The sequence below is a fragment of the Methylobacterium sp. ARG-1 genome, from assembly GCF_001262595.1.
Lineage (GTDB): Bacteria > Pseudomonadota > Alphaproteobacteria > Rhizobiales > Beijerinckiaceae > Methylobacterium > Methylobacterium brachiatum.
Window position 1 is genome coordinate 66,344 of sequence record NZ_LHCD01000020.1, and the last position, 23,981, is coordinate 90,324.

Consider the following 23,981-nt stretch of genomic DNA (forward strand, 5'->3'; position numbering starts at 1 on the left):
AGCGGAGCCCGGGATCCAGAGCTGCCGACATGTCAAACTCTTGCGCCGGCAGCGGTCGAAAGCGGCAGGTGAATCCCGGTGCCCCGGCCTCAGGGCGCGATCACCGCCTCCAGGGTCTGAAGGCTTGAATCGGTGCCGATCGCGTGTCCGGATTCCGAGAGCCAGCTTTCGGCGGTGGCGCGGCCGAGGTCGCGCAGGGCGCCGATCGTCGACCAGCGGGTGTCGAGCTTGCTGATCTCGCCCCCGGCCAGCTCGCAGGGCGCCTGCAGCAGGTGGATGTTGATGTCGGCCACCGCCGCCATCCGGGCGTCCCGGGTGTCCGTTTCCCGGGCGTAGCGCTGCAATTCGGTCAGCGCCTTCAGGTCGCGCATCAGGCAGGCGTTGAAGCTGATGTCGCTGACCCGCCCGGCGATCTCGGAGGGCAGCAGGCCGATCTCGTCGGTCACGAACGGCGTCAGCTGCAGGACGATCAGGTCGGTCGCGCCGTGGCCGTTGAACACCAGCGGCTCCAGGGCTGGGTTGGCGGCGTAGCCCCCGTCCCAGTAGCGCCGGCCGTCGATCTCCACCGGGGCGAACAGCTCCGGCAGGCACGAGGAGGCCATCAGCGCCTTGAGCGTCACCTCGGGCCCGGTGAACAGGCGCGCCGCCCCGGTGAGGATGTCGGTGGCCGAGACGTAGAGCGGCACCCGTTCCTGGCGGGCGACGGTTTCGAGGTCGATGCTGGCGCGCACCACCGCCTGGAACAGGTGCATGTCGCGCAAGGCCGGCAGGAACGGCGAGACATAGGCCGAGGCCTCCCGGAACAGCGCCAGGGACCGGGCGACGAACGGGTCCAGGAAGGGCTCGAAATAGGTCCCGAACCCCTCGAAGCCGCGCAGGGGCGAGCGCTCGGCGGTCGCCCGCCACAGCCGCTCCAGGGCTTCCCGGCCGCCCGCGTCGCCGCCGGTGGCCAGCCCCGCCACCAGGGCGGCGCCGTTCAGCGCGCCCGCGCTGGCGCCGCTGACCGCGACGATCTCGATATGCTCCTCCAGCAGCCGGTCGATCACGCCCCAACCATAGGCGCCGTAGGAGCCGCCACCCTGGAGCCCGAGGGCCACGCGCGGTTTCATCTCTGCCATCGTCCCTGCTGATCCGGAGCGCCCGGGCATCGTCCCGAACCAGCGGCAACGCGCCCGCGCCCGGATTGCTGCACTGCGGCGGACTGATCCGGTGCCGCAGGCTCAGGCTGCGGCCCGGGGCTCCGTCTCGAGCCCCCTCCCCGGCCCCCGGAACCGGGCGAAGCGCAGGGCGAGCTCCGGCAGGATCGCCAGGGTGAGCAGCGTCGCGGTGACGAGGCCACCCAGGATCACCAGCGCCATCGGGCCCTCGATCTCCCGGCCGGGCTCGCCCGCCCCCAGCGCCAGGGGCAGCAGGCCGAGGCCGGTGACCAGGGAGGTCATCAGGATCGGCACCATCCGGTCGGCGGCGCCCTCCACCGCGGTGGCCCGGTCCCAGGGTCGGCCCGCGGTGACGAGCTGCTCGTAATGGGCGATCATCATCACGCTGTTGCGCAGGCTGATGCCCGACAGGGTGACGAAGCCGACGATCGACCCGAGGGAGAGCACGCCCCCGGTGAGCACGATCGCCGCCACCCCGCCGACGAACGCGAAGGGCAGGGTCACCAGCACCAGCAGCAGGTTGGCCCCCGAGCCGGTGACCACGGCGAGCAGCAGCACGATGCCGAACCCGGCGAGCGCCGCATGGGCCAGGAGATCGGTGCGAGCCTGGGCCTGCGCCTCTGCGGCCCCCGCGAAGGCGACGTAGACGCCCTCCGGCAGGCGCACCGACCGGGCGATCTTGGCGCGCGCCGCCGCCACGAAGCCGGCCACGTCCCGGCCCTCGACGCCTGCGGTCACCGTCTGGACCCGCTGGGCGCCCTGATGCTGGACTTGGTAGCGGCCGGTGCTCTCGTAGATGTCGGCGACCTGGGAGAGCCGGACATAGCGCCCACCCGGATTGCGCAGGGGCAGGTCGCCCAGCGCGCTGAGCCGGCCGCGAGCCCGGGCGTCGAGGATCACCAGCACGTTGAACACCGCGTTGCCGACATAGGTCTGGCCGACCGTGTCGCCCTGGTAGGCGGTGCGCACCGATTCCAGAACCTCGATCGCGTCGAGCCCCCAGTGGCGCAGGTCCGCCGGCCGCAGGGCGGCGGTCACCTGCGGCAGCCCGGCCGGCGCGGCAAGCTGCACGTCGCGGGCGCCCCGCACCTCGGCGAGCTCGCGCGCCACCGCCCGGGCGGCGGCCTCGATCCGGGGCAGGTCGTCGCCGATCAGGTTGACCACCACCGGTGCGGTGTGGCCCGAGACCGTCTCCTCGATCCGCTCGGTCAGGAAGGTCTTGAGCGAGAAGGCCGCCCCCGGGAAGCCCGCCATGAGGGCGCGGATCCCGGCTTCCGTAGCCCGCTGGGCCGCCCCGTCGAGCCCGGGCTCGAGGTCGATATGGATCTCGCTGTAATGGGTGCCGGCGGTGTCCTGCCCGGCCTCGGCCCGGCCGATCTGCGCCGCCACGGTCCGGACGCCGGGAATGCCCTTGAGGCCAGCGGTGATCAGGCCGCCCAGGCGCTGCGATTCCTGCAGGGCGGTGCCGGGGGCCGCGGCCATGTGCAGGATCAGGTGGCCCTCCTTCAGGTCGGGCAGGAAGCTTGCGCCGAGCCGCGGCACCAACATGGCCCCGGCCAGAACCGCCAGCGCGCTCGCGAGGATCGCGGTGCGCGGCGCCCGCCCGATCCCGGCGAGAAGCCCGCGATAGGCCGCCCGGCACAGGCGCACCACCGGCGGGTCGGCGGCCCCGGCCTTGGTGCGGCCTGTCCCACCGAGCAGCATCAGGGCGAGGGCGGGCGTGACCGTGAGCGCCACCAGCAGCGAGGCCAGCACGGCGGCGATATAGGCGAGCGCCAGGGGGCCGAACAGGCGGCCGGCCACCCCGGTGAGCGCCAGCACCGGCAGGAACATCAGCAGCACCGCCAGGGTGGCGTAGGCGACCGCGCCGCGCACCTCCAGGATCGCGTCGAACACCACCCGGGGACCGCCGCTCCTCCCTTTCGCTCGGGCCTCGCGCAGGCGCCGGGCGACGTTCTCGACGCCGATCACCGCGTCGTCCACCACCTCGCCGATGGCGAGCGCCAGCCCGCCCAGCGTCATGGTGTTGAGGCTCTCGCCCCAGGCCTGGAGGGCGAGCGCCGCGGCGATCAGCGAGAGCGGGATCGCCGCCGCGCTGATCAGGGCCGTGCGCCAGTCGGCCAAAAAGACCAGCAGGACGATGACCACCAGGGCGCCGCCCAGCATCAGCGCCTGGAGGACGTTGCCGTTGGCGACATCGACGAAATTCGCCGGGCGGAACAGGTCGGCATGCAGGCTCACCCCGGCCCGCGCCAGGGCCGGCCGCAGCTCCGCCAGGGCCGTCTCCAGGCGCCGGGTGACGGTCCGCGTGTCGACTCCGACCTGGGCGCCGACCATCAGCAGCACCCCGGGCTTGCCGTCCACCAGGGCCGCGCCGATCGCCGGCTCGGGGGCGGCCAGGATCGTGGCGACGTCGGCCAGGACCACGCTCGCCCCGCCCTCGTTGACCAGCACGGTGCGCCCCAGCGCCTCCGGGGTGAGCGACTGCCCCTCGGTGCGCAGGCCGACCCGCTGGTTCGGCGTGTCCACGAACCCGGCGCCCCGCACCCCCGTGGCCTTGCGGGCGGCGGCCAGCACGTCGTTGAGCCCGACCCGGTAGCGGATCAGGTCGTCGGGGCGGACCTGCACCTGGAGGGCGCGCACGTCGCCGCCATAGACCGAGACCTGGGCGATGCCCGGCACCGCCTGGAGGCGCAGCCGGACCGTCCAGTCGGCGAGCGTGCGCAGGTCCATGGCGCTGCGGCTGTCCGAGGTGAGGCCGATCAGCAGCACCGTCGAGGTGGAGGAGGTGAGCGCCGTCATGGCGGGCGCCATCACGCCCTGCGGCAGCCTTCCGGCCAGGGCGGCCAAGCGCTCGTTGACCCGCTGGCGCACCCGGTCGACGTCGCTGCCGGCCCGGAACGCCGCACTGATCACCGACAGGCCCTGGATCGACGAGGAACGCAGGCTCTCCAGCCCAGGCAGGCCGCCCACCGCCCCCTCGATCGCCTGGGTGACCAAGACCTCGACCTGCTCGGGGTCGAGGCCGGGCGCCTCGGTCTGGATCGTCACGGTGGGCGGCGCGAATTCCGGAAAGACGTCGTAGCGGGCGCTGCGCAGGGCGTAGAGCCCGAAGGCCAGGAGCGCGCAGGCGAGGGCCAGCACCACGTGCGGCCGCCGCACCGAGAACCCGACCAGCCCGGCCTGGGGACCGCGGGGCAGGGGCTCACCTTGGTTCAACGCGCTCGCTGGCGCCGAACCGGTGTCCGCTTCGGCGGCGCGCGCTTTAGTCATCGTCGTCGCCGGAGACCCGGATCTGGCCCTTCATCTCCTCGGAGAGCAGGGCCTGGCCGCCCTTCAGCACGATCTCGGTGCCGTCGGGCAGGTCCTCGACCACGAAGGCGTCGGCCGAGAGCGGCGCGTCGGCCCGGACCGGGTGGCGGACATAGCCGCCCTGCATCCCCCGGTAGACCCAGGTTCCCCCCTCCCCGTGCACCACGGCGTCCTCCGGGACCAGCACCCCGGTGGCCGAGCGGGCGGCCGGCAGGAACGCCATCGTGCTCATGCCGGGCAGGAGGCCGCCCGCCCCGGAGACGCGGTAGAAGAAGCTCTGGCCCTGGATCCGCGGATCGGTGCGGGTCGCCGGGGAGACCAGCCGCAGGGGGACCCGGTCGCTCTGGGGCGGCACCTCCGCAAAGGCCGCGTCCGGCGGCGGGTTCAGGGTCTCGCCCGGGGGCAGGGTCACCTGCATCAGGAAGTCGGCGCGCTCGATCAGGCGCGTGACCAGCGGCCCGCGCTCGACGATGGCGCGGCCGAGCACCGGGCCCCATTCCTGCTGGGCGGTGGCGGCCAGGGTGCGCAGCTGCGATTCCGCGGCCGTGACGGCGGCCTGGTCGGTCAGCACGGTGGCCTCGACGGTCTCGATCTGGGCGGCCGCCATGGTGGCGGGGCCGAGGCTGCGGGCCCGCCGCGCGGCGCTGGCCGAGACCTCGGCCCGGGCCCGGGCGGTCTGGAGCCCGGCCACCGCGCCGGCATAGGCGTTGGTCAGCTCGGTCACCCGGGCGAGGTCGAGCACGCTGCCATAGGCGGTCAGCTCCTGGCGGTGCGGCCGGGCCGGCAGGATGGCGGTTCGGAGGCCGACCCGGTCGCGCTCCTCCGGGGTGAGCCGCACGATCGTGCGGCCGTCCTCGACGGCGACCCGCGCAGTCGCCTTCGGCTCCGGGACGGCGGCCGGCGCCTCCGGCAGGAATGCCGTGACAAGGCCGTTCAAGGTGGCGAGCAGGGGAGCGCCCCGCGCGCGCAGGTCCGGCCCGGCCGGGGCGGCGAGAGTCAGGACGGCAAGGGTGAGGAGGCCTGCCAGGGCCAGCCCTGCCAGCAGCACGCGCCGCCGTCGCATCCCGCCCCCTCCGCAAGCGCCGATCCGGGAGTGCCCCGACGGCGATTGCCACTTTTGCCCGGTTTCTTCGTCCGAATCTACCTGAACTTGGGCAGGGGGCCGGGACGGCGGCTCAACCCGCCAGGGGCACTTCGAGCCGGAAGCAGGCGCCCTGCCCCGTCCGCGGCACCGTCAGCGTACCGCCGAGCTGCCGGGTGAGGCTGCCGACCACCCGCATGCCGAGGCTCTTCGAGCTGCGCCCGATCTCGAAATCCGCCGGCAGCCCGACGCCGTCGTCGGCGACCTCGACCACCAGGGTGTCGAGTTCGCGCTCCGCGCGGACCCGGATCGCGCCGCCGTCCGGATGCGTCTCGGGCGGGTAGGCATATTTGAGCGCGTTGGTGACGAGTTCGTTGACCAGGAGCCCAATCGGGATCGCCCGGTCGGCCGAGATCCGCTGCGCCGCCGCCGTGCAGGTGAGGGACTGGCCCGGGGCGCCGCTGTCGAGATTGGCCACCAGCTTCTCCAGGAAGGGCGCGAGGTCGAGCTCGCCGGGCACGCCCTCCCCCTCCCCATCCCCGGTCTTGTCACCCTGCCGCCAGAGCTGGTCGTGGACGCCGGCGATGGCCTCGACCCGGCTGCGCGCATCCGACAGGGCCGTCTGCACGGCGGGCTCGGCCTCGGCGGCCCGGGCCTGGAGGGCGAGCAGGCTCGCCACGATGGCGAGGCTGTTCTTGACCCGGTGGCTCATCTCGCGGGCGAGGAGATCCTGCCGGGCCAGTGCCGCGCGCAGCAGGCTCTCAGTGCGCTGGCGCTCGATCGCGCCGCCGAGCAGGTTGGCGAAGCCCTGCATGAAGGCGATGTCGGATTCCTCGAACATGCCCTCACGGGTGTCGTCCACCTCGAGCACGCCGAAGGCCCCGTCCCGGTTCTCGATCAGCACGTTGATCGCCCGGCGGATGCCGTACTCGGCCATCAGCTGGGGCGTGCGGAAGCGAGTCTCCTCGGCGAGGTGGTTCGAGATCACCGGCCGGCCGGTCTTGAGGGCGAAGCCAGCCGGGGAGGCGAGGTCGGCCCCGACCCGGGCCTGCCCGATCACCTCCGGGCCCCAGCCGACGCCGGCGCGCACCAGCAGCGTGTCCTCGCCGCGGCGGTATTCCAGCGCCTTGCAGAACTCGGCCCCCATCCCCTGCGCGCACAGCTCCGCGGCCCGCTGCAGCAGGTGGTCGACATCGGTGCCGCGCAGGGCCTCGACGCCGAACTCGGACAGGATCACCTGCTGGCGCAGGCGGTCGCCAAGATCGGGCGGCGCGGGTCTGGGCGCGGCGGGATCCGCGGGCGCGTCGGGGCTGGGTTCCACTGCGGTCTGATCGGTCTGTGCGGTCATGGGCGGCGGCAGATTAGCAGGAAGGCGGTCCCAGGGCGACGCGGAGCTGCCGGCCCGGCTCCGGGACCGCGATCCGACGCGCTCGCTGACGCCGAACCGGCGCCCCTCGCGGCGGCACGCGCTCTAGCCTCCGGCGGCGCATCCGTCGTCGCCCCTGTCGTCGCACCGGATCGTCGCACCCCCGCCCGCCCCCGGACCCGTCGGCGCTGGGCGGCGTTCCGTCAATCCCCCGTCTCGAAGGATGGCACCATGGCCGACGATGTGAACGGACTCTCCGACAAGGCGCTCTCGATCTTCGCCTTCGCGGCCTATCACCGCCTCGTCAGCGGCGAGCGGGTCACCTCGGTCATCCGCAAGGACGGCGCCGGCCACGAGGCCGACCCGGCGGGCGTGAAGGAGCTAGAGGAGCGCGGCCTCGTCACCGCCGGCGAGACCGATATCGACCTCGGCGACACCGCCCAGGCCACGGTCGAGGCGATGGTCGCGGCGTTGCGCGGGGAAGTCAGGCGCTGAGGCCTGCCCGCCGCGTCTCGGACCGCCTCTTCGGTCGGAGATGGGACGGGCGCGTCTGAATCGCCCCGTCATTCCCGGGCTCCGCTTCGCGGCCCCGGACTGACACGGTGAGTGTTCGACTGTCGGTACACGTGCCGATCAGGCCTGCGCATAAGGCCTTCCCCATCATCGTCCGACAGGACGCGGCCCGCGGGAGCCCAGGCGACGGCATCCTGAGCCGCACGATTTCGGCACCACGCCCGGACCTGCGGCATCCCGGCCGTGGAAGTCCGGGAACGCCCCCGCCCTCGGCGGCCTTCTCCCGCACCAGACGATGGAGTGCGCGATGAGCAAGGCGAAGGTGAAGACCGGGGACGACGTCACCTACAAGTGGGGCAAGGGCACCGTCGAGGGCGCGGTGACCAAGGTCCACACCAAGGACGTCGAGAAGACCATCAAGGGCAACACGGTCAAGCGCGAGGCCTCGAAGGACGAGCCCGCCGTGGAGATCAAGACCGAGAAGGGCAAGACGGTGCTCAAGTCCGTCTCCGAGGTGACGGTCAAGTAAGCGGATCGGCGCAGGCGTACCGGCCTGTGAGCTGGCGCACATAATACCCGCCCCGGGCCTCGCCGGGGCCGGGGTGCCGGCTATCTGTAACGGTTCCAGCCTTTGCCAGCCGGGACCCAGCATGACCATTCCCCTCAGGCTCACCCTGAATGGGCAGGCCCGCGAGATCGCCCTCGACGATCCGCGCGTCACCCTCCTCGACCTCCTGCGCGAACGTCTCGGCCTGACAGGCGCCAAGAAAGGCTGCGACCGCGGCCAGTGCGGCGCCTGCACGGTGCTGGTGGACGGGCGGCGGATCAACGCCTGCCTGACGCTCGCCGTGAGCCTCGACGGCGCCGAGATCCTGACCATCGAGGGGCTGGCCGAGGGCGACCGGCTGCACCCGGTCCAGGCCGCCTTCATCGCCCATGACGGCTTCCAGTGCGGGTTCTGCACCCCCGGCCAGATCATGAGCGCGGTCGGCCTGATCCGCGAGGGCCATGCCGGCACCGATCCCGAGCGCATCCGCGAGGGCATGAGCGGCAACCTCTGCCGCTGCGGCGCCTATGCGGGCATCCTGGACGCGGTGCAGGACGCTGCGGCCCGGAACGAGCACCGGGAGGACGCGGCGTGAGGAACTTCGACTACATCCGCCCGGCGAGCCTGCCGGAGGCCGTCGCGGCCGGGCAGCTTCCCGACACCGCCTATCTCGCCGCCGGCACCAACTTGGTCGACCTGATGAAGGGCGGCGTCACCGCCCCGGCCCGGATCGTCGACATCACCCGGCTGCCGGGTCTCTCCAGCATCGAGAAGCTGCCCGACGGCGGCACCCGGATCGGCGCCCTGGTGCGCAACAGCGACCTCGCGCACGACCCAGCCTTCGCGAAGACCTACCCGATGGTGGCCGAGGCCCTGCTGGCCGGCGCCTCGGCGCAGCTGCGCAACGCCGCCACGGTGGGCGGCAACCTGATGCAGCGGACCCGCTGCCCGTTCTTCACCGACGCGGTCTCGCCCTGCAACAAGCGCGCGCCCGGCTCCGGCTGCGCGGCCCTGGGGCACGCCACCCGGATCCACGCCGTCCAGGGCTGGAGCGAGCACTGCATCGCCACCAACCCGTCCGATTTCTGCGTGCCGCTCGCCGCCCTCGACGCGGTGGTGGAGATCGCCGGGCCGGACGGCGCCCGGGAGGTACCGCTCACCGCCTTCCACAACCTGCCCGGCGACCACCCGGAGCGCGAGACCGCGCTGCGCCCGGCTGAGCTGATCACCGCCCTGCGCCTGCCTCCCGAGGCGGCCGCGTTCCAGGGCCATGCCCGCTACCTCAAGGTCCGCGACCGCACCTCCTACGCCTTCGCGGTGGTCTCGGCGGCAGCGGCCCTCACGTTCGACGGCGCAAAAATCGGCCGGGCCCGGCTCGCCTTCGGCGGGCTGGCGCTCAAGCCCTGGCGGGTCGAGGCGGCCGAGGCCGCGCTCGCCAGCCAGGCGCCCTCCCCCGAGGCCTATGCCCGGGCCGCCGCCCTGGCGCTGGACGGCGCCAAGCCCACCGGCGAGGCCAACGCCTTCAAGATCGAGCTCGCCCGCCGCGTCGCGGTCCGGGCGCTGACGCTGGCCGCCGCCGGGACCCCCGCCCGGATCCCGGCCCTTCCCGCCTCCCCGTTCGGCATCGTCTGAGGACAGACCGCATGACCGCGACCGCCACACCCCAGAACGCCGCCGGCACCCGCCACGGCTCCAGCATCGGCCAGCCGCTGACCCGGCGGGACGGCCCCCTCAAGGTGACCGGCCAGGCCAGGTTCTCCGCCGACAACCTGCCCCCTGGCACGCTGCACGCGGCGCTCTGCGTCGCCCGGATCGCCAAGGGCCGGGTTACTGGCCTGAACCGAGCCGCCGCCGAGGCCCATCCGGGCGTCGTCGCGGTGATGACCCCGGAGAACGCCCCGAAGCTCGCCCAGGACCCGGATGCCAAGGCCGGGCCGTTCATCTTCCGCTTGGACCTGCTGCAGAACGACCGGGTCCGCTACGCCAACCAGCCGATCGCCGTGGTGATCGCCGAGACGCTGGAGGCCGCCACCGAGGGCGCCCGGCTGCTCGCGCCGACCTACGAGACCGAGACGCCGCGCATCGGCCTCGACGCGGGCGAGGTGTTCACCCCGGATGCGGTCGGCGTCGGCGCGCCCCCGGCCGAGAGTGACGGCGACGTCGAGGCGGGCCTCGCCGCCGCCTCGAGCACCATCGCGGCCACCTACGAGACGCCGGCCCAGTACCACAACGCCATGGAGCCCCACGCGGCCCTGGCCCAGTGGGACGGCGACCGGCTGACCCTGCACATGCCGACCCAGGGCCTGGCGATCTCCCAGGGACGGCTCGCCGGGCTGTTCGGGATCCGGCCCGACGACATCCATATCGAGAGCCCCTATCTCGGCGGCGGCTTCGGCTCGAAGGGCGTGCCCTCGGGGCCGCAGGTGCTCGCCTGCATGGCGGCCCGGATGGTCGGGCGGCCGGTCAAGCTCGTGCCGACCCGCGCGCAGATGTACGGCCCGATGGGCCATCGCGGCCCGACCCGGCAGACGCTGCGGCTCGGCACCGACGCGGCCGGCAAGCTCACGGCTCTGGACCACCACATCCTGACCGCCTCGTCGAGCTTCGACGACTTCTTCGAGCCGGCCGGCCGGGCGACCAGCACCCTCTACGCCAGCCCGGCCATCGCCATCCGGCACGAGGCGGTGCGGCTCGATACCGGCACGCCCCTGTTCATGCGGGCGCCCGGCGAGGCCAGCGGCAGCGCGGCCCTGGAGAGCGCGCTCGACGAGATGGCGCACGAACTCGGCATGGACCCGCTGGAGTTCCGCCTCGCCAACTACGCCGAGGTCGAGCCGATCACCGGAAAGCCGTTCTCCTCCAAGGCCCTGCGCGAGTGCTACCGGCGCGGCGCCGAGGCGTTCGGCTGGGCCGGGCGCCCGCTCCAGCCCCGTCAGACGCGGGACAAGGACGGGTTCCTGGTCGGCACCGGCATGGGCACCGCCACCTTCCCGGCGCTGATCTTCGAGGGGCTAGCCCGGGCCGAGATCCGCGCCGACGGTACCGGCACGGTGGAGCTCGGGGCGATCGACATGGGCCAGGGCGCCTGGACGGCTTTGGCCCAGATCGCCGCCGACGGGCTCGGGATCGGGATGGAGGCGCTGACCTTCCGGATGGGCTCCTCGGACCTGCCCAATGCCGGCATCGCGGGCGGCTCCGGCCACACCGCCACCGCCGGCAACGCGATCCACGCGGCCTCCCAGGACGTGATCGCCCAGCTGGCGAAGCTCGCCACCGACGACCCCGCCTCCCCGCTCTACGGCGCGGGCAATGCCGGTGTCACCGCCGCAAACGGGCGCCTGACCCGGCGCGACGACCCGAGCCGCAGCGAGGCGTTCGCCGACATCCTGAAGCGGGCCGGGCGGGCCAGCATCGAGGGCCAGGGCAAGGCCGGGGCAGACCCGGCGGCGCAGAAATCCTACGCGATGCACGCCCACGGGGCGGTCTTCGCGGAGGTGAAGGTCGATCCCGATCTCGGCCAGATCCGGGTGAGCCGGCTGGTCGGCGCCTTCGCGGCCGGCCGGGTGATCAACCCCCGGTTGGTCCAGAGCCAGTATTACGGCGGGATGATCTGGGGCCTGTCCTTCGCCCTGCACGAGCGGGCCGAGATGGACCCGCGCACCGGCCGCTTCCTCAACGACAACCTCGCCGAGTACCACCTGCCGGTGAATGCCGACATCCCGGCCATGGAAGCGATCCTGGTCCATGAGGACGATTCCGTGGTGAACACGCTCGGCGTGAAGGGCGTGGGCGAGATCGGCATCACCGGCACGGTCGGCGCCATCGCCAACGCGGTCTGGCACGCCACCGGCGTGCGGGTGCGCGAGATGCCGATCACCCTGGACAAGCTCCTGGGCTGATCCCGGCAGGTCTGGCGGATCTTTGCCGTCCGGCTCCCCGCTTCCGATGGCCCGAACGACGAGAACCCTGCCCGATCGGGCAGGGTTTTTTGTTGTTTGCCGGGCCGTACGCTCCGACTGAGGGGCGGCACAGGCACAGCACCGGTTCGCACTGTCCCAGGAGCAGTCGAATCCGCTTGCTATAAACTCATACAATTTGGTCGCGCACGGTCGGCCGTACAGCGAATCGCCGACCCCCGTCAGCCGGGAAGCCGGCGCCGGCGCATCAGCAGGCTTCCGGAACGCGCGGCGGCAAAGGTGAAAAGCGCGCCTCGCCAGCCCAATGCAGGCAGGCGACATTCGGGGTCTCAAAATGAGTCAACGATTATAAGAGATTGAGAAAAACTGCTGTTTTACCGGTCGCGCAGCCGATATGCGGTGCGAATGGCGCCGCGCTCCGAGACTTGGCGGCGCGGTCGGCAACCCAAGGGATGCGGCTGTTCAACGCGTCGCGCATATGTCATACATATGCCGACCGATCGTCCTGAAGAGGCGGCGGAAACATTCGAACGGGGGGACGTCGATGAGAGGGACCATTTCCATCAAGGCCATGCTCGCGGGCGCGCTTCTCGCGTGGGCCGGCGGGGCCGAGGCGGCCTCGCTGACCGTCGGGTTCTCGCAGATCGGTTCCGAATCCGGCTGGCGCGCCGCCGAGACCACCGTGACCAAGGACGAGGCCAAGAAGCGCGGCATCACCGTCAAGATCGCCGACGCGCAGCAGAAGCAGGAGAACCAGATCAAGGCGATCCGGTCCTTCGTGGCCCAGGGGGTCGACGGGATCCTGCTCGCCCCGGTGGTCGCCACCGGCTGGGATGCGGTGCTCAAGGAAGCGCGCGACGCGAAGATCCCGGTGATCCTGCTCGACCGCGACATCGATCCCGCCGGCAAGGACCTCTATCTGACCGCCGTCACCTCCGACAGCGTCGAGGAGGGCCGGGTCGCCGGCACCTGGCTGACCAAGACGGTCGGCGACAAGCCCTGCAACGTGGTCGAGCTCCAGGGCACGGTCGGCGCCAGCGTCGCCACCAACCGCAAGAAGGGCTTCGACGCCGCCATCGCGCCCCACGCCAACATCAAGCTCGTGCGCAGCCAGACCGGCGACTTCACCCGGGCCAAGGGCAAGGAGGTGATGGAGAGCTTCATCAAGGCCGAGGGTGGCCGCGCGATCTGCGCGGTCTACGCCCACAATGATGACATGATGGTCGGCGCCATCCAGGCGATGAAGGAGGCCGGCCTGAAGCCCGGCAAGGAGATCCTGACGGTCTCGATCGACGCCGTGCCCGACATCTTCAAGGCGATGGCCGCCGGCGAGGCCAACGCCACCGTCGAGCTCACCCCCGACATGGCCGGCCCCGCCTTCGACGCGCTCAAGGCCTACAAGGAGAAGGGCACCGTCCCGCCCAAGTGGATCCAGACCGAGTCGAAGCTCTACACCGCCGCCGACGACCCGATGAAGGTCTACAACAGCAAGAAGAACCTCGGCTACTGACGCGCCCCGCGCCGCCCGACCTCTGCGATCGCATCGTGTCCGATTCCGTCCTGCTCACCGTCCGTGGGCTCTCGAAGAGCTTTGCCGGGCACCAGGCCCTCGCAGGGGTCGACTTCACCTTGCGCCGGGGAGAGATTCACGCCCTCCTCGGCGAGAACGGCGCCGGCAAGTCGACCTTCATCAAGACCCTGACCGGCGTCGTCCGGCGCGATGCCGGCGAGGTCTGGCTCGACGGCGAGCCGATCGCCCCGCGCTCGGCGGAAGCCGCGGCGCGGGCGGGCATCGCCACGGTCTACCAGGAGGTCGGCCTGCTGCCGAACCTCACCGTGGCCCAGAACCTGTTCCTCGGCCGCGAGCCGACCCGGTTCGGCCTCGTGTGCAACCGGGAGATGCGCCGGCGCGCGGTCGCGCTGCTCGCGGATTTCGGCCTGGCGATCGATGTCGGCGCGCCGCTGGGACGCTACCCGGTGGCGGTGCAGCACCTCGTGGCGATCGCCCGGGCGGTGGATCTCTCGGCCCGGGCGCTGATCCTCGACGAGCCGACCGCGAGCCTCGACACCCATGAGGTCACGGTGCTGTTCGGCGTGATGCGCCGCCTCGCCGAGCGGGGGATCGGCATCGTCTTCGTGACCCACTTCCTGGAGCAGGTCTACGCGATCACCGACCGGATCACGGTCCTGCGCAACGGCCGGCTGGTGACGGAGCGCGAGACCGCGCGCTTCCCGCGCATCGAGCTCGTGCACACGATGCTGGGCCACGACCTCGCCGAGACCGAGGCGCGGGTGGAGCAGGCGGACCGGCCGGCCCGCGCCGGGTCCGGGACGCCGGTCCTGCAGGCGGAAGGGCTCGGCAAGGCCGGCTACCTTCAGCCCATCGACCTCACGGTGGGCAGCGGCGAGGTGGTGGGCCTCGCGGGCCTCCTCGGCTCGGGCCGGACGGAGACCGCCCGCCTGCTGTTCGGCGCCGAGCGGGCCGATCGCGGCCGCATCCGGCTCGACGGCAAGCCGGTCCAGATCGGCGGACCCCGGGACGCCCTGCGCCACCGGTTCGGCTACTGCCCGGAGGAGCGCAAGACCGAGGGCATCGTCGCCGACCTGACGGTGCGGGAGAACATCGTGCTGGCCCTGCAGGCCCGGCGCGGCCCGTTCCGGCCCCTCGGCCGGGCGGCCCAGGACAAGATCGCCCGCGACTTCATCACGATGCTCGACATCCGCCCGCCCGATCCGGAGCGGCCGATCGGACTCCTGTCCGGGGGCAACCAGCAGAAGGCGCTGCTGGCGCGCTGGCTCGCCACCGAGCCGCGCCTGCTGATCCTCGACGAGCCGACCCGCGGCATCGATGTCGGGGCCCATGCGGAGATCATCCGGCTGATCCGCCGGCTCTGCGATGAGGGGCTCGCCCTCCTGGTGATCTCCTCGGAGCTCGAGGAGATCGTGACCTATTCTGACCGGGTGATCGTGATGCGCGACCGGGCCCAGGTGGCCGAGCTCGCCGGCAGCGCGGTCGACCTCACCGCCATCCTCCGGGCGATCGCTGCCGAGGCAGCGCCCGCACCGGTCCCGGAACCCGCCTGATGCGCGTCCTTCGCTCCGGAGCGCCCCAGCTCCTCGCCTTCGCGGCCGTGCTCCTGGCCGACCGGCTCGCCTCGCCGCAATTCCTCGCGGTGCATCTCCAGGACGGGCGCCTGTTCGGCAGCCTGGTCGACGTGTTCAACCGCGGCGCGCCGGTGGCGCTCCTGTCGCTCGGCATGGTGCTGGTGGTGGCCACCGGCGGCATCGACCTGTCAGTGGGCGCCGTGATGGCCATCGCCGGGGCGGTCGCGGCCAGCCTCGCGGACAGCTACCCCCTGCCGGTGGTCCTCTCCGCCGGCCTCGGCACCGGGCTCGCCTGCGGGCTGTGGAACGGCTTCCTGGTGGCGAGCCTGCGGATCCAGCCGATCGTCGCCACCCTGATCCTGATGGTCGCCGGCCGCGGCGTCGCCCAGCTGATCACCGAGGGGCGCATCGTCACCTTCACGTCGCCCGATCTCGCCTTCCTGGGCGGGGGAGCCCTGCTCGGCGTGCCGATGCCGGTGGTGCTGGTCCTCGTCATGCTCCTCCTGACGCTCGCCCTGGTGCGCGGCTCGGCGCTCGGCCTGATGATCGAGGCAACCGGCGGCAATGCCCGGGCCAGCGCGCTCGCCGGCATCGACACAAGGTCGGTGACGGTGGCGGTCTATGCCTGGAGCGGCCTCTGCGCGGCGCTCGCCGGCGTGGTCGCGGCCGCCGACATCCTGGGGGCGGACGCCAACAATGCCGGCCTGTGGCTGGAGCTCGACGCGATCCTGGCCGTGGTGGTGGCCGGCTCGTCCCTGCTCGGCGGGCGGTTCAGCCTGTGGCGGGCGGTGCTCGGCGCCTTCATCATCCAGGCGATGAACACCGGAATCCTGCTCTCCGGCCTGCCGCCGGAACTGAACCTCGTGGTCAAGGCCGCGGTGGTGCTGGCGGTGCTCCTGCTCCAGTCACCCCGCCTCTCGGGCCTGACCCTGCTGCTGCGGAAGCCGTGATGAGCCGCAACCTTCCGGTCCTGGTCGCCGCGCTCCTGTTCGCGGCCGGCTATAGCCTCTGCGCGACGCAGTTCCCCGCCTTCCTGACCACCCGGGTGGTCGGCAACCTGCTCACCGACAGCGCCTTCCTGGGCATCGTCGCGGTCGGCACGACCTTCGTGATCATCTCGGGCGGCATCGACCTCTCGGTCGGCTCGGTGGTCGGGTTCACCACGGTGTTCCTGGCGCTCGCCATCGAGCGCTGGGGGATCCCGCCGCTCGCCGCCTTCGGGATCGTGCTCGGGGCCGCCGCCCTGTTCGGCGCCGCGATGGGCGCGCTGATCCACGTCTTCGAGATGCCGCCCTTCATCGTGACCCTGGCCGGCATGTTCCTGGCCCGGGGCGCGGGCTTCCTGCTCTCCACCGAGTCGGTCCCGATCAACGCGCCCCTCTACAGCGCGGTGGCCGACCTATCCCTGAGCCTGCCCGGCGGCGGGCGCCTGACCCTGACGGCGGGGGTGATGCTGGCCGTCTTCCTGATGGGCGGGGTGCTGCTCCACGCCACGCGCTTCGGCGCCACCGTCTACGCGCTGGGCGGCAGCCGACACACCACCGGGCTGATGGGCGTGCGGGTCGGGCGCAACACCATCGCGATCTACGCCCTGTCGAGTCTGCTCGCGGCGCTCGCCGGGATCGTGTTCTCCCTGGACACCGCCTCGGGCACCCCGCTCTCGGCGGTCGGCGTCGAGCTCGACGCCATCGCCGCCGTGGTGATCGGCGGCACGCTGCTCACCGGCGGCCAGGGCGGCATCCTGGGCACGTTCCTCGGCGTGATGATCGGCGGCCTGATCCAGACGGCGATCACCTTCGACGGGACCCTGTCGAGCTGGTGGACCAAGATCGCCACCGGCCTGCTGCTCTTCGCCTTCATCGCCCTGCAGCAGGGCTCGGTGGCCCTGGCCGGGCGCTCCGGTCGCGCCGCCCGCCCCCGCGCCGGGCAGCAGCCGGTCGTCCGGCCGGCCGAAGCCCGGCCCTGACGGCGCCGGATCTTTTTGGCACAGCCGGGACCACCTTTCGGCAGGATGCCCTATGATCCCCGCCCGCGCGGCCGCCCCCTCGGCTGCCCCCTTGCCGCGCGACGGAGGACAGAACCGGCATGCCCCTCACCAGCGATCTCCGCGGCGTCGTGCCGATCGCCCCGACGCCGTTCCACCCGGACGGCCGGATCGACGCGGTCTCCCTCGACCGGATGACCGATTTTTTCGGGGCTTCGGGGGTCGATGGTCTGACCATCCTCGGCCAGCTCGGCGAGGCGGGCAAGCTCGACCATGACGAAGGGCTCGCCGTCGCGAAGCAGGTCCTCGGGCGCACCCGTCTGCCGGTGATCGTCGGCGTGACGGCGCCGGGCTTCGCGGCCATGCGGGCGCTCGCCCGCGAGGTGATGGCGATGGGTGCGGCCGGCGTGATGATCGCGCCGCCCAACACCCTGCGCACCGACGACCAGGTGGTCGGCTATTACCGCAACGCCGTCGAGGCGATCGGGCCGGACGTGCCCTTCGTCCTGCAGGATTACCCCCTCACCTTCTCGGTCCAGATGACCCCGGGCGTGATCCGCCGGATCGTGTCCGAGAATCCGTCCTGCGTGATGCTTAAGCACGAGGACTGGCCGGGGCTGGAAAAAATCTCGACCCTGCGGGGCTTCGAGGCCGACGGCTCGATGCGCCACATCGCGATCCTGGTCGGCAATGGCGGCCTGTTCCTGGATTTCGAGACCGAGCGCGGCGCCGACGGGGCCAATACCGGCTACGCCTTCCCGGAGATGCTGGTTGACGTGGTCCGCCTCGGCCGGGCCGGCGAGCGCGACGCCGCCCACGACCTGTTCGACGCCCACCTGCCCTACCTGCGCTACGAGCAGCAGCAGGGCCCGCTGGGGCTCGCCGTGCGCAAATACGTGTTCCAGCGCCGGGGAATCTTTGCCTCCGACGCCCAGCGCAAGCCGTCCCAGGCGCTCACCCCGCAGGCCAAGGCCGAGATCACGTACCTGCTGGCCCGCCTCGCCCGCACGGATCCACGGGCGAAACTCCTGGATTCACAAGGTCTGTGACCTTGTGCGGGTCCAGGGCAGACCCCCGGGATCGGGCATCGGGGCTCCGCCCGATACCCTGCCGAAGGGCTGAGAGCCCTTGGAAACCCCGTTCGGGCGCTCAGTCGAGCCGGTAGGCGATGACCGAGTCGCCCGGCGTGGTGCCGAGCGAGCCGTGGCCGCCGGCGGCGATCACCACGTATTGCCGGCCGTCCTTGCCCCGGTAGGTCATCGGCGTCGCCTGGCCGCCCGCGGGCAGCTTCATGGACCAGAGGGTCTCGCCGGTCTGCATGTCGTAGCCGCGTATCAGATCGTCGAGGGTGGCGCCCGCGAAGGCGACGCCGCCGGCCGTGGTCAGGGTGCCGCCATGGGCCAGCATGCCCATCTCGAACGGGATCGGTACGGCGAGGCCGGCGACCTTCTGGCCGGCCACGGTGCCGTTGCGGTGCTTCCACGCCGTGGTGCCGTCCGCGAGGTTCACCCCGACCCGCACGCCCCAGGGCGGCGCGTTGCAGGGCACGCCGAGGGCCGAGCGCATATGGGCGATCGACACTGCGTAGGGGCCGCCGAGATTCTCGTTGCCGGGCTTGGATTCCGGATCGGTCGAGAACAGCCGCTTGTTCGGCTCGCCCGCGGGGCGCCGGTACAGCTGGTAGATGTAGGGTAGGTATTGCGGCGTCGCGATCATCCAGTGGTTGACCGGATCGACGGCCACGGAGCCCCAGTTGAACACCCCGATATTGCCCGGCCAGACGATCGAGCCGCCCGACGCCTGGGGCGGCGTGAACGGGTTGCCGTCGTAGCGGTTCGACCGGAACGCGATGCGGCACTGGATCTGGTCGAACGGCGTCGTGCCCCACATGGCCGCCTCGGTGAGCGGCGCCGGGGTGAAGTTCAGCGCCGACATCGGCTGGACCGGCGACAGGGTCTCGCCCGGGATGTCGGTCTCGGTGGAGACCTTCATCTGCTCCACCGGCACGATCGGCTCGCCCGTGCGGCGGTCCAGGACCCAGATGTTGCCGATCTTGGTCGGGATCAGGATCGCCGGCACCGCTTCACCCTTGTGCGGCAGGGTCAGCAGCACCGGCTGGGACGGGTTATCCCGGTCCCACAGGTCATGATACGCGGTCTGGAACTTCCAGATCAGCCGGCCGGTCTTGAGATCGAGAGCCGCCAGGGCATCGATGAAGGCCTCGTCCGTCTTGGATCAGGACACGCCGACTTGGTCGGGCGAGCGGTTGCCGAACGGCACGTAGACCTGGCCCAAGCCCTCGTCGGCCGAGAGCTGGGTCCAGGCCACCGCCGAGTTCGGCTCGTAGAGTTCGCCCGGTTTGAGCGGCGCGGTATCGTCGGGCTTGCCGGCGTCGAACTTCCACACGATCGCGCCGGTGCGCACGTCGTAGGCGCGGATCGCTCCCGACGGGTTGGTCGCGTAGTAATTGTCGGCGATGGCGCTGCCGAGGATCACGAGGTCCCGGGTCACCAGCGGTGCCGATGTCTGCTGGTAGGTCGCCCGCTGCAGGCCGGGCATCTGCGCCTTCAGATCGACCGCGCCGTCGGTGCCGAAGCTCCTGCACGGGGCGCCGGTATCGGCGTTCAGGGCGTAGAGCTTGGCGTCCACCGAGGCCGCGATGATCCGGCGCGGGCATTCGGCGATGGCCGCCGCGGCCGCCTGGGCGGTGGCCGGATCGGCCTCGGCCGGCGGCACGTAGCCGGCCGAGTCTTTGTAGGACACGCCGCGGCAGGTCTGGTGCTGGTACTGGGCGTCCCGCTGCATCTTGGGATCGAAGGCCCAGACCAGCTTGCCGGTCTCCGGCTCCAGCGCCTGGACGATGCTGTGCGGGGTGCAGAGATACAGCAGCCCGTTCACTTTGATGGGCGTCGCCTCGAAGGTGTATTCCTTCGAATCCTTGCTGTCGCCCTCGCGCAGGTCGCCGGTATGGTGCTCCCAGGCGACCTTGAGGGTCCGGACGTTGCCGGTATCGATGTCCTTCAGCGCCGAGTAGCGCTGGCCCAGATTGGTGCCGCCATACGCCACCCAGTCGTCTGCCGGATAGGGGACGCCACTCGGGTCGATGGCGGCGTTGCCGGCCTGCGCGACCTTCGGCAGGCTGCCCCGTGTCTCGACCGGATCGACGAACCAGGCCACGGCGCCCAGGATCGCGAGGAGCGCCACGACGGCGCGCAGGGCCAGCGGCCCGTTCCCCAATCGCGGCGCCCAGGACGCGCGCGGCCCGTCCCGCAGGCCGGACGGCACGAACGGCAGGGACAGCAGCAGGCCGAGGAACAGGATCAGCGCGCCGCGCGGGATCCATTGCCACTTGTCGAAGCCGACCTCCTGGATCGTCCAGGCGAAGGCGGCCGCCAGGGTGAGCGCGTAGAGCCAGAACCCGCTCTGGCGGCGCCGGGCGAGCTGGATCCCGGCGGTGAGCAGGCCGAGGCCGATCCAGACGTAGAACGCCGATCCGCCGACCGACGCAAGCTTGTATCCGAAGCCGATCAGGGCTAAGCCCAGTATAGCGGTCAGCAATCCCAGGAGTTTGACTGCCATTGCGATGGAACCCGCTCTCTTGATCCGGACGAAAAGGGTGGATCTTGGGGGTTGCCGGACAGAATACCCGCGCAATGCCCCGAGTCGGGCGGTTTATCTTCGCTGTAGCTGGCCTCAAGCTGTGCCGTTCGTACGGCGGCGGACCGATGGCGGGGCCCGCAGCCCGGCCGCTCCTCACGTGCCGGCCTTGCCCTCCGCCCGCAGGGCGACCGCGTCGCCGTCGCGCAGCGAGGCCGGTGGTCCGACCACGACCTGCTCGCCGCCGTCGAGGCCGGTGCGCAGCTCCAGCGTGGACCCGGTCTGGCGGAAGATCGTGACCGGGCGCATCCGCACCCGCTGGCTCCCGTCCTGGCCCGCCTCCACCACCGCCACCCGGGTGCCGTCCTGGTCGAAGATCAGGGCGTCGCTCGGCACCGTCACGGCGGGGGAGACCCGCGGGATCGCCAGCGTCAGGGTGATGTAGAGGCCGGCCTGGAGGGCGCGGTCGGGGTTGGGGATGTCGACCTGCGTCACCAGGGTGCGGGACGCGTGGAGCAGGGTCGTCGACGAGCGCGAGACCCGGCCGGGGAAGACCTTTCCGGGGAGCTGCGCCACCTCGGCCTTGGCGTCCAGGCCGTCGCGGACGCCGTCGGCCGCGTAGAGCGGCACGTTCACCGCCAGGCGCAGCACGTCGTCCCGGGCCAGCGTCAGCAATGGCGCACCCGTATTGGTGTCCGCCGTGACCGCGTCGCCGACATCGTTGTTGCGGGTGGTCACGACCCCGTCGAACGGCGCCCGGATCTCCTCGAAACCCGTCAGCACCTTGAGCCGGGCGACCTGGGCCTCCTGGGCGGCGATGTTGGCCTCCGCGACCTTCACGGCCGCCTTGACCGCATCGACGTTGGCGCTCTGCGCCAGCACCCCGGCCTGCGAGGTGTCGGCATTCTGCCGGGTCTCGGCGCCGGTGCCGGCCAGGGTCGAGGTCCTTCGGTTGGTCACGTCCGCGAGGTGGCGGTTGGCCTCGGCCTGATCGACCATCGCGCGCGCCTGAATCAGCGCCGCCTGCAATTGCAGCACCTGCGCCTGCGCCTGGACGAGCTGCTGGTCGAGGTCCGGGGCGCTGATCCGGAACAGCAGGTCGCCCTTCTTCACGTGCGAGCCGATATCGACCTTGCGCTCGACGATGTAGCCGGTGGCCCGGGGATAGAGGCTCGCCGTGTCGAAGGCCTGAGCGGTGCCGGTCTGGGTGAGGCTGAGCGTGTCGGAGGCCCGCTGGGCCTTGGCGACCCGCACAGTCTGGGGTTTCGGGGCCGCCTGGGACGGCGGGGTCGCCGCCCGGGACGGGTCCGGCCAGTGGCGGTAGCCCAGGAGCCCGATTCCCGCCAGCGCCAGCAGGCCGACCCACAGGCGGCCGCGTCGCGCGGGGCCGCCGGCCTCGCGCGCGGCTGAACTGTCCCGGTCCGCCATCCTGGTCCTCGGGTCGCGCCGAACGTCCTCTGTCGCAGAGGCGCCCCGCCCTGCGGCCGGCGCCCGCCGACCGGGACACATCCAATATCGTATTCAATTCATAGACCACGCCCGGGGTCCGGGCGAGATGCCGCAGCGCACGATCATGTGCTGGATCCTCCGGTGAACCGGCCGGTTACCCCCGCGACGGAGCCGAGAGGCCCGATCGCAGGGCGAGCGAGTTTGGCTCCGAGCCTCTGTTCCACCGCGCGCTGACGCCGAGCCGGTCCCGGCTTCGGCGGCGCGCTCAACAGACCGAGACGCGATGACCGAGATCTCCCGGCGTTCCATGATCGCCGCCGGCGGTGCGATGATGGCGTCCCCCGCCCTGGCCCAGACCGCAACCGCTCCCGCCGCCCCCCTCGCCGCCCCCCTGCCCCGGCGCGGCTCCAAGGGCGCCGACATCCTGGGCCCGACCAACGATCCCCGGGCCGCCGAGGAGCCCTTCACCCAGGCGCCGCCGTCCACCGACCACGGCACGATGCCGAACCTGAAATGGTCGTTCAGCGACAGCCACATGCGCCTGGAAGAGGGCGGCTGGGCGCGCCAGACCACTGTGCGCGAGCTGCCGATCTCCAAGGCCATGGCCGGGGTCAACATGCGGCTCAAGGCCGGCGTGGTCCGCGAGATGCACTGGCACAAGGAGGCCGAGTGGGCCTACATGATCAAGGGCAAGGCCCGGATCACCGCGGTCGACCAGGACGGGCGCACCTTCGCGGACGATGTCGGCGAGGGCGACCTCTGGTACTTCCCGGGCGGCATCCCGCATTCGATCCAGGGGCTGTCCGCCGACGGGGTCGACGGCTGCGAATTCCTGCTGGTGTTCGACGACGGCGGCTTCTCGGAGGATTCGACTTTCCTGCTGACCGACTGGCTGGCCCACACCCCGCGGGACATCCTGGCCAAGAACCTCGGGGTGCCCGAGAGCGCGCTGGCCAAGATCCCCGAGAGGGAGCTCTACATCTTCCCCGGGCCGATGCCCGGCCCGCTCGCGGCCGACAAGATGGGCGGCGCCGGCGACGTCCCGAAGACGTTCAGCCACCGGATGCTGGCGCAGGAGCCGATCCGCACCAGGAGCGGGCGCGTGCGCATCACCGATTCCACGGTGTTCCCGGCCTCGGTGACGATCGCGGCGGCTTTGGTCGAAGTCGAGCCCGGGGGGCTGCGCGAGCTGCACTGGCACCCCAACAGCGACGAGTGGCAGTACTATCTCTCGGGCAAGGGGCGGATGACGGTGTTCGGCTCGGAATCGAAGGCCCGCACCTTCGACTACCAGGCCGGCGATGTCGGCTACGTGCCCTACGCCATGGGCCACTACATCGAGAATACCGGCGACACGACGCTGACCTTCCTGGAGATGTTCAAGAGCCCGCGCTACGCCGACATCTCGCTGAACCAGTGGCTGGCGCTGACCCCGCATCCCCTGGTGCAGGCCCATACTGGGCTGGATCCCAAGCAGATCGACGCCCTGTCGCAGACCAAGACGCCGATCGTGCCGGGTTGACGCGGTCAGGAACCTGATCGAGCCTGGATGCGTCGATGGGATGGACAATATTCAGGCCTGATCACGGAGAGACAGATGCGCGCCTTCCCCCGCGCGTTCCTCGCCCTGGCGCTCGCCCTCCCGGCGGGCGCCGCCCGGGCGCAGGTGCAGCCGAACGACCCGAACGCGGCCAATGCCTCGTTCGCCCTGCAGAGCCAGATCCGCACGCTCAACCAGCAGCGGGTCTCGGACTACAACACGCTGAACCAGCAGTTCCAGCGCAACGTCCAGTTCCAGCCGCATGCGCCGGTCTACGGCATCTATGGCGGGCGCCGGGTCGGCCGGCACGGGATCGCGCGGGCGCCCCGGGGTGGGCTCAACACGAGCGTGTGCATCGGCTGCTGACCATCACGGGTCCGGGCATTGCGGGGACAGCCCGAAAAAAACCTTTT

General features: G+C 71.7%; 19 protein-coding genes and 1 pseudogene. 12 read left to right on the forward strand and 8 right to left on the reverse strand.

Translation table 11 applies throughout. The features are described from left to right. Positions 1 to 89: 89 nt before the first annotated feature. The 4 genes from AKJ13_RS18560 to AKJ13_RS18575 form a co-directional block, all read right to left on the reverse strand. On the reverse strand, positions 90 to 1,118 hold the full coding sequence (locus AKJ13_RS18560) for a patatin-like phospholipase family protein (protein WP_050734689.1): 1,029 nt from the start codon (positions 1,116 to 1,118) through the stop codon (positions 90 to 92). A 102-nt stretch (positions 1,119 to 1,220) separates the two neighbouring features. Beyond that, entirely contained in the window at positions 1,221 to 4,430 is a 3,210-nt protein-coding gene (locus AKJ13_RS18565; protein ID WP_244471652.1) for an efflux RND transporter permease subunit, read from the reverse strand. Next, positions 4,423 to 5,532 carry an efflux RND transporter periplasmic adaptor subunit gene (locus AKJ13_RS18570; RefSeq protein WP_050734690.1) on the reverse strand — a complete coding sequence of 370 codons (1,110 nt, stop codon included), beginning with the start codon at positions 5,530 to 5,532 and terminating at the stop codon, positions 4,423 to 4,425. Before AKJ13_RS18570 ends, AKJ13_RS18565 begins: the two co-directional genes overlap by 8 nt. Before the next feature lie 112 nt (positions 5,533 to 5,644). Further along, complete coding sequence (locus AKJ13_RS18575) at positions 5,645 to 6,898, reverse strand: histidine kinase dimerization/phosphoacceptor domain -containing protein (RefSeq protein WP_200905661.1); 1,254 nt, start codon at positions 6,896 to 6,898, stop codon at positions 5,645 to 5,647. A gap of 249 nt (positions 6,899 to 7,147) precedes the next feature. Here AKJ13_RS18575 and AKJ13_RS18580 point away from each other — a divergent pair, with 249 nt between their 5' ends. From AKJ13_RS18580 to AKJ13_RS18625, 10 genes are all read left to right on the forward strand, one after another. Then, entirely contained in the window at positions 7,148 to 7,411 is a 264-nt protein-coding gene (locus AKJ13_RS18580; protein ID WP_050734691.1) for a hypothetical protein, read from the forward strand. A 325-nt stretch (positions 7,412 to 7,736) separates the two neighbouring features. Continuing rightward, a complete protein-coding gene (locus tag AKJ13_RS18585; RefSeq protein WP_050734692.1) occupies positions 7,737 to 7,958 on the forward strand; it encodes a DUF2945 domain-containing protein in 222 nt (73 codons plus the stop codon). Between the two features lie 121 nt (positions 7,959 to 8,079). After that, a complete protein-coding gene (locus AKJ13_RS18590) occupies positions 8,080 to 8,571 on the forward strand; it encodes a (2Fe-2S)-binding protein (protein ID WP_050734693.1) in 492 nt (163 codons plus the stop codon). Further along, positions 8,568 to 9,608: a xanthine dehydrogenase family protein subunit M gene (locus tag AKJ13_RS18595; protein WP_050734694.1), complete on the forward strand. Its 1,041-nt coding sequence runs from the start codon at positions 8,568 to 8,570 to the stop codon at positions 9,606 to 9,608. Before AKJ13_RS18590 ends, AKJ13_RS18595 begins: the two co-directional genes overlap by 4 nt. A gap of 11 nt (positions 9,609 to 9,619) precedes the next feature. Then, on the forward strand, positions 9,620 to 11,875 hold the full coding sequence (locus AKJ13_RS18600; RefSeq protein WP_050734695.1) for a xanthine dehydrogenase family protein molybdopterin-binding subunit: 2,256 nt from the start codon (positions 9,620 to 9,622) through the stop codon (positions 11,873 to 11,875). A gap of 589 nt (positions 11,876 to 12,464) precedes the next feature. Beyond that, on the forward strand, positions 12,465 to 13,403 hold the full coding sequence (ytfQ, locus tag AKJ13_RS18605) for a galactofuranose ABC transporter, galactofuranose-binding protein YtfQ (protein ID WP_200905662.1): 939 nt from the start codon (positions 12,465 to 12,467) through the stop codon (positions 13,401 to 13,403). A gap of 35 nt (positions 13,404 to 13,438) precedes the next feature. Then, positions 13,439 to 14,977, forward strand: a complete 1,539-nt coding sequence (locus AKJ13_RS18610) for a sugar ABC transporter ATP-binding protein (RefSeq protein ID WP_050734696.1) — start codon at positions 13,439 to 13,441, stop codon at positions 14,975 to 14,977. Then, on the forward strand, positions 14,977 to 15,948 hold the full coding sequence (locus AKJ13_RS18615) for an ABC transporter permease (protein ID WP_050734697.1): 972 nt from the start codon (positions 14,977 to 14,979) through the stop codon (positions 15,946 to 15,948). The genes AKJ13_RS18610 and AKJ13_RS18615 overlap by 1 nt, the downstream gene beginning before the upstream one ends. Then, positions 15,948 to 16,964, forward strand: a complete 1,017-nt coding sequence (gene yjfF, locus AKJ13_RS18620; protein WP_050734698.1) for a galactofuranose ABC transporter, permease protein YjfF — start codon at positions 15,948 to 15,950, stop codon at positions 16,962 to 16,964. The genes AKJ13_RS18615 and yjfF overlap by 1 nt, the downstream gene beginning before the upstream one ends. Before the next feature lie 119 nt (positions 16,965 to 17,083). Then, the gene (locus AKJ13_RS18625; RefSeq protein ID WP_050734699.1) at positions 17,084 to 18,031 is read left to right on the forward strand and encodes a dihydrodipicolinate synthase family protein; all 948 of its coding nucleotides are present in this window, start codon (positions 17,084 to 17,086) and stop codon (positions 18,029 to 18,031) included. Positions 18,032 to 18,131: 100 nt separating this feature from the next. Here AKJ13_RS18625 and AKJ13_RS32715 read toward each other — a convergent pair whose 3' ends face one another. From AKJ13_RS32715 to AKJ13_RS18635, 4 genes and pseudogenes are all read right to left on the reverse strand, one after another. Beyond that, positions 18,132 to 19,094: a hypothetical protein gene (locus tag AKJ13_RS32715; protein WP_244471653.1), complete on the reverse strand. Its 963-nt coding sequence runs from the start codon at positions 19,092 to 19,094 to the stop codon at positions 18,132 to 18,134. 30 nt (positions 19,095 to 19,124) lie between these two features. Next, positions 19,125 to 19,196, reverse strand: a pseudogene (locus AKJ13_RS33125) (hypothetical protein); the annotation flags it as partial. A gap of 21 nt (positions 19,197 to 19,217) precedes the next feature. Continuing rightward, positions 19,218 to 20,561, reverse strand: a complete 1,344-nt coding sequence (locus AKJ13_RS32725) for a PQQ-binding-like beta-propeller repeat protein (RefSeq protein WP_244471654.1) — start codon at positions 20,559 to 20,561, stop codon at positions 19,218 to 19,220. A 174-nt stretch (positions 20,562 to 20,735) separates the two neighbouring features. Then, on the reverse strand, positions 20,736 to 22,007 hold the full coding sequence (locus tag AKJ13_RS18635; RefSeq protein WP_050734700.1) for an efflux RND transporter periplasmic adaptor subunit: 1,272 nt from the start codon (positions 22,005 to 22,007) through the stop codon (positions 20,736 to 20,738). A 304-nt stretch (positions 22,008 to 22,311) separates the two neighbouring features. Between AKJ13_RS18635 and AKJ13_RS18640 the strand changes: the two genes are divergently transcribed. Continuing rightward, positions 22,312 to 23,550 (forward strand): oxalate decarboxylase family bicupin, encoded by a 1,239-nt coding sequence (locus tag AKJ13_RS18640; protein WP_050734701.1) that lies wholly within the window; start codon positions 22,312 to 22,314, stop codon positions 23,548 to 23,550. Between the two features lie 75 nt (positions 23,551 to 23,625). Beyond that, on the forward strand, positions 23,626 to 23,934 hold the full coding sequence (locus tag AKJ13_RS18645; protein WP_050734702.1) for a hypothetical protein: 309 nt from the start codon (positions 23,626 to 23,628) through the stop codon (positions 23,932 to 23,934). Positions 23,935 to 23,981: the final 47 nt, after the last annotated feature.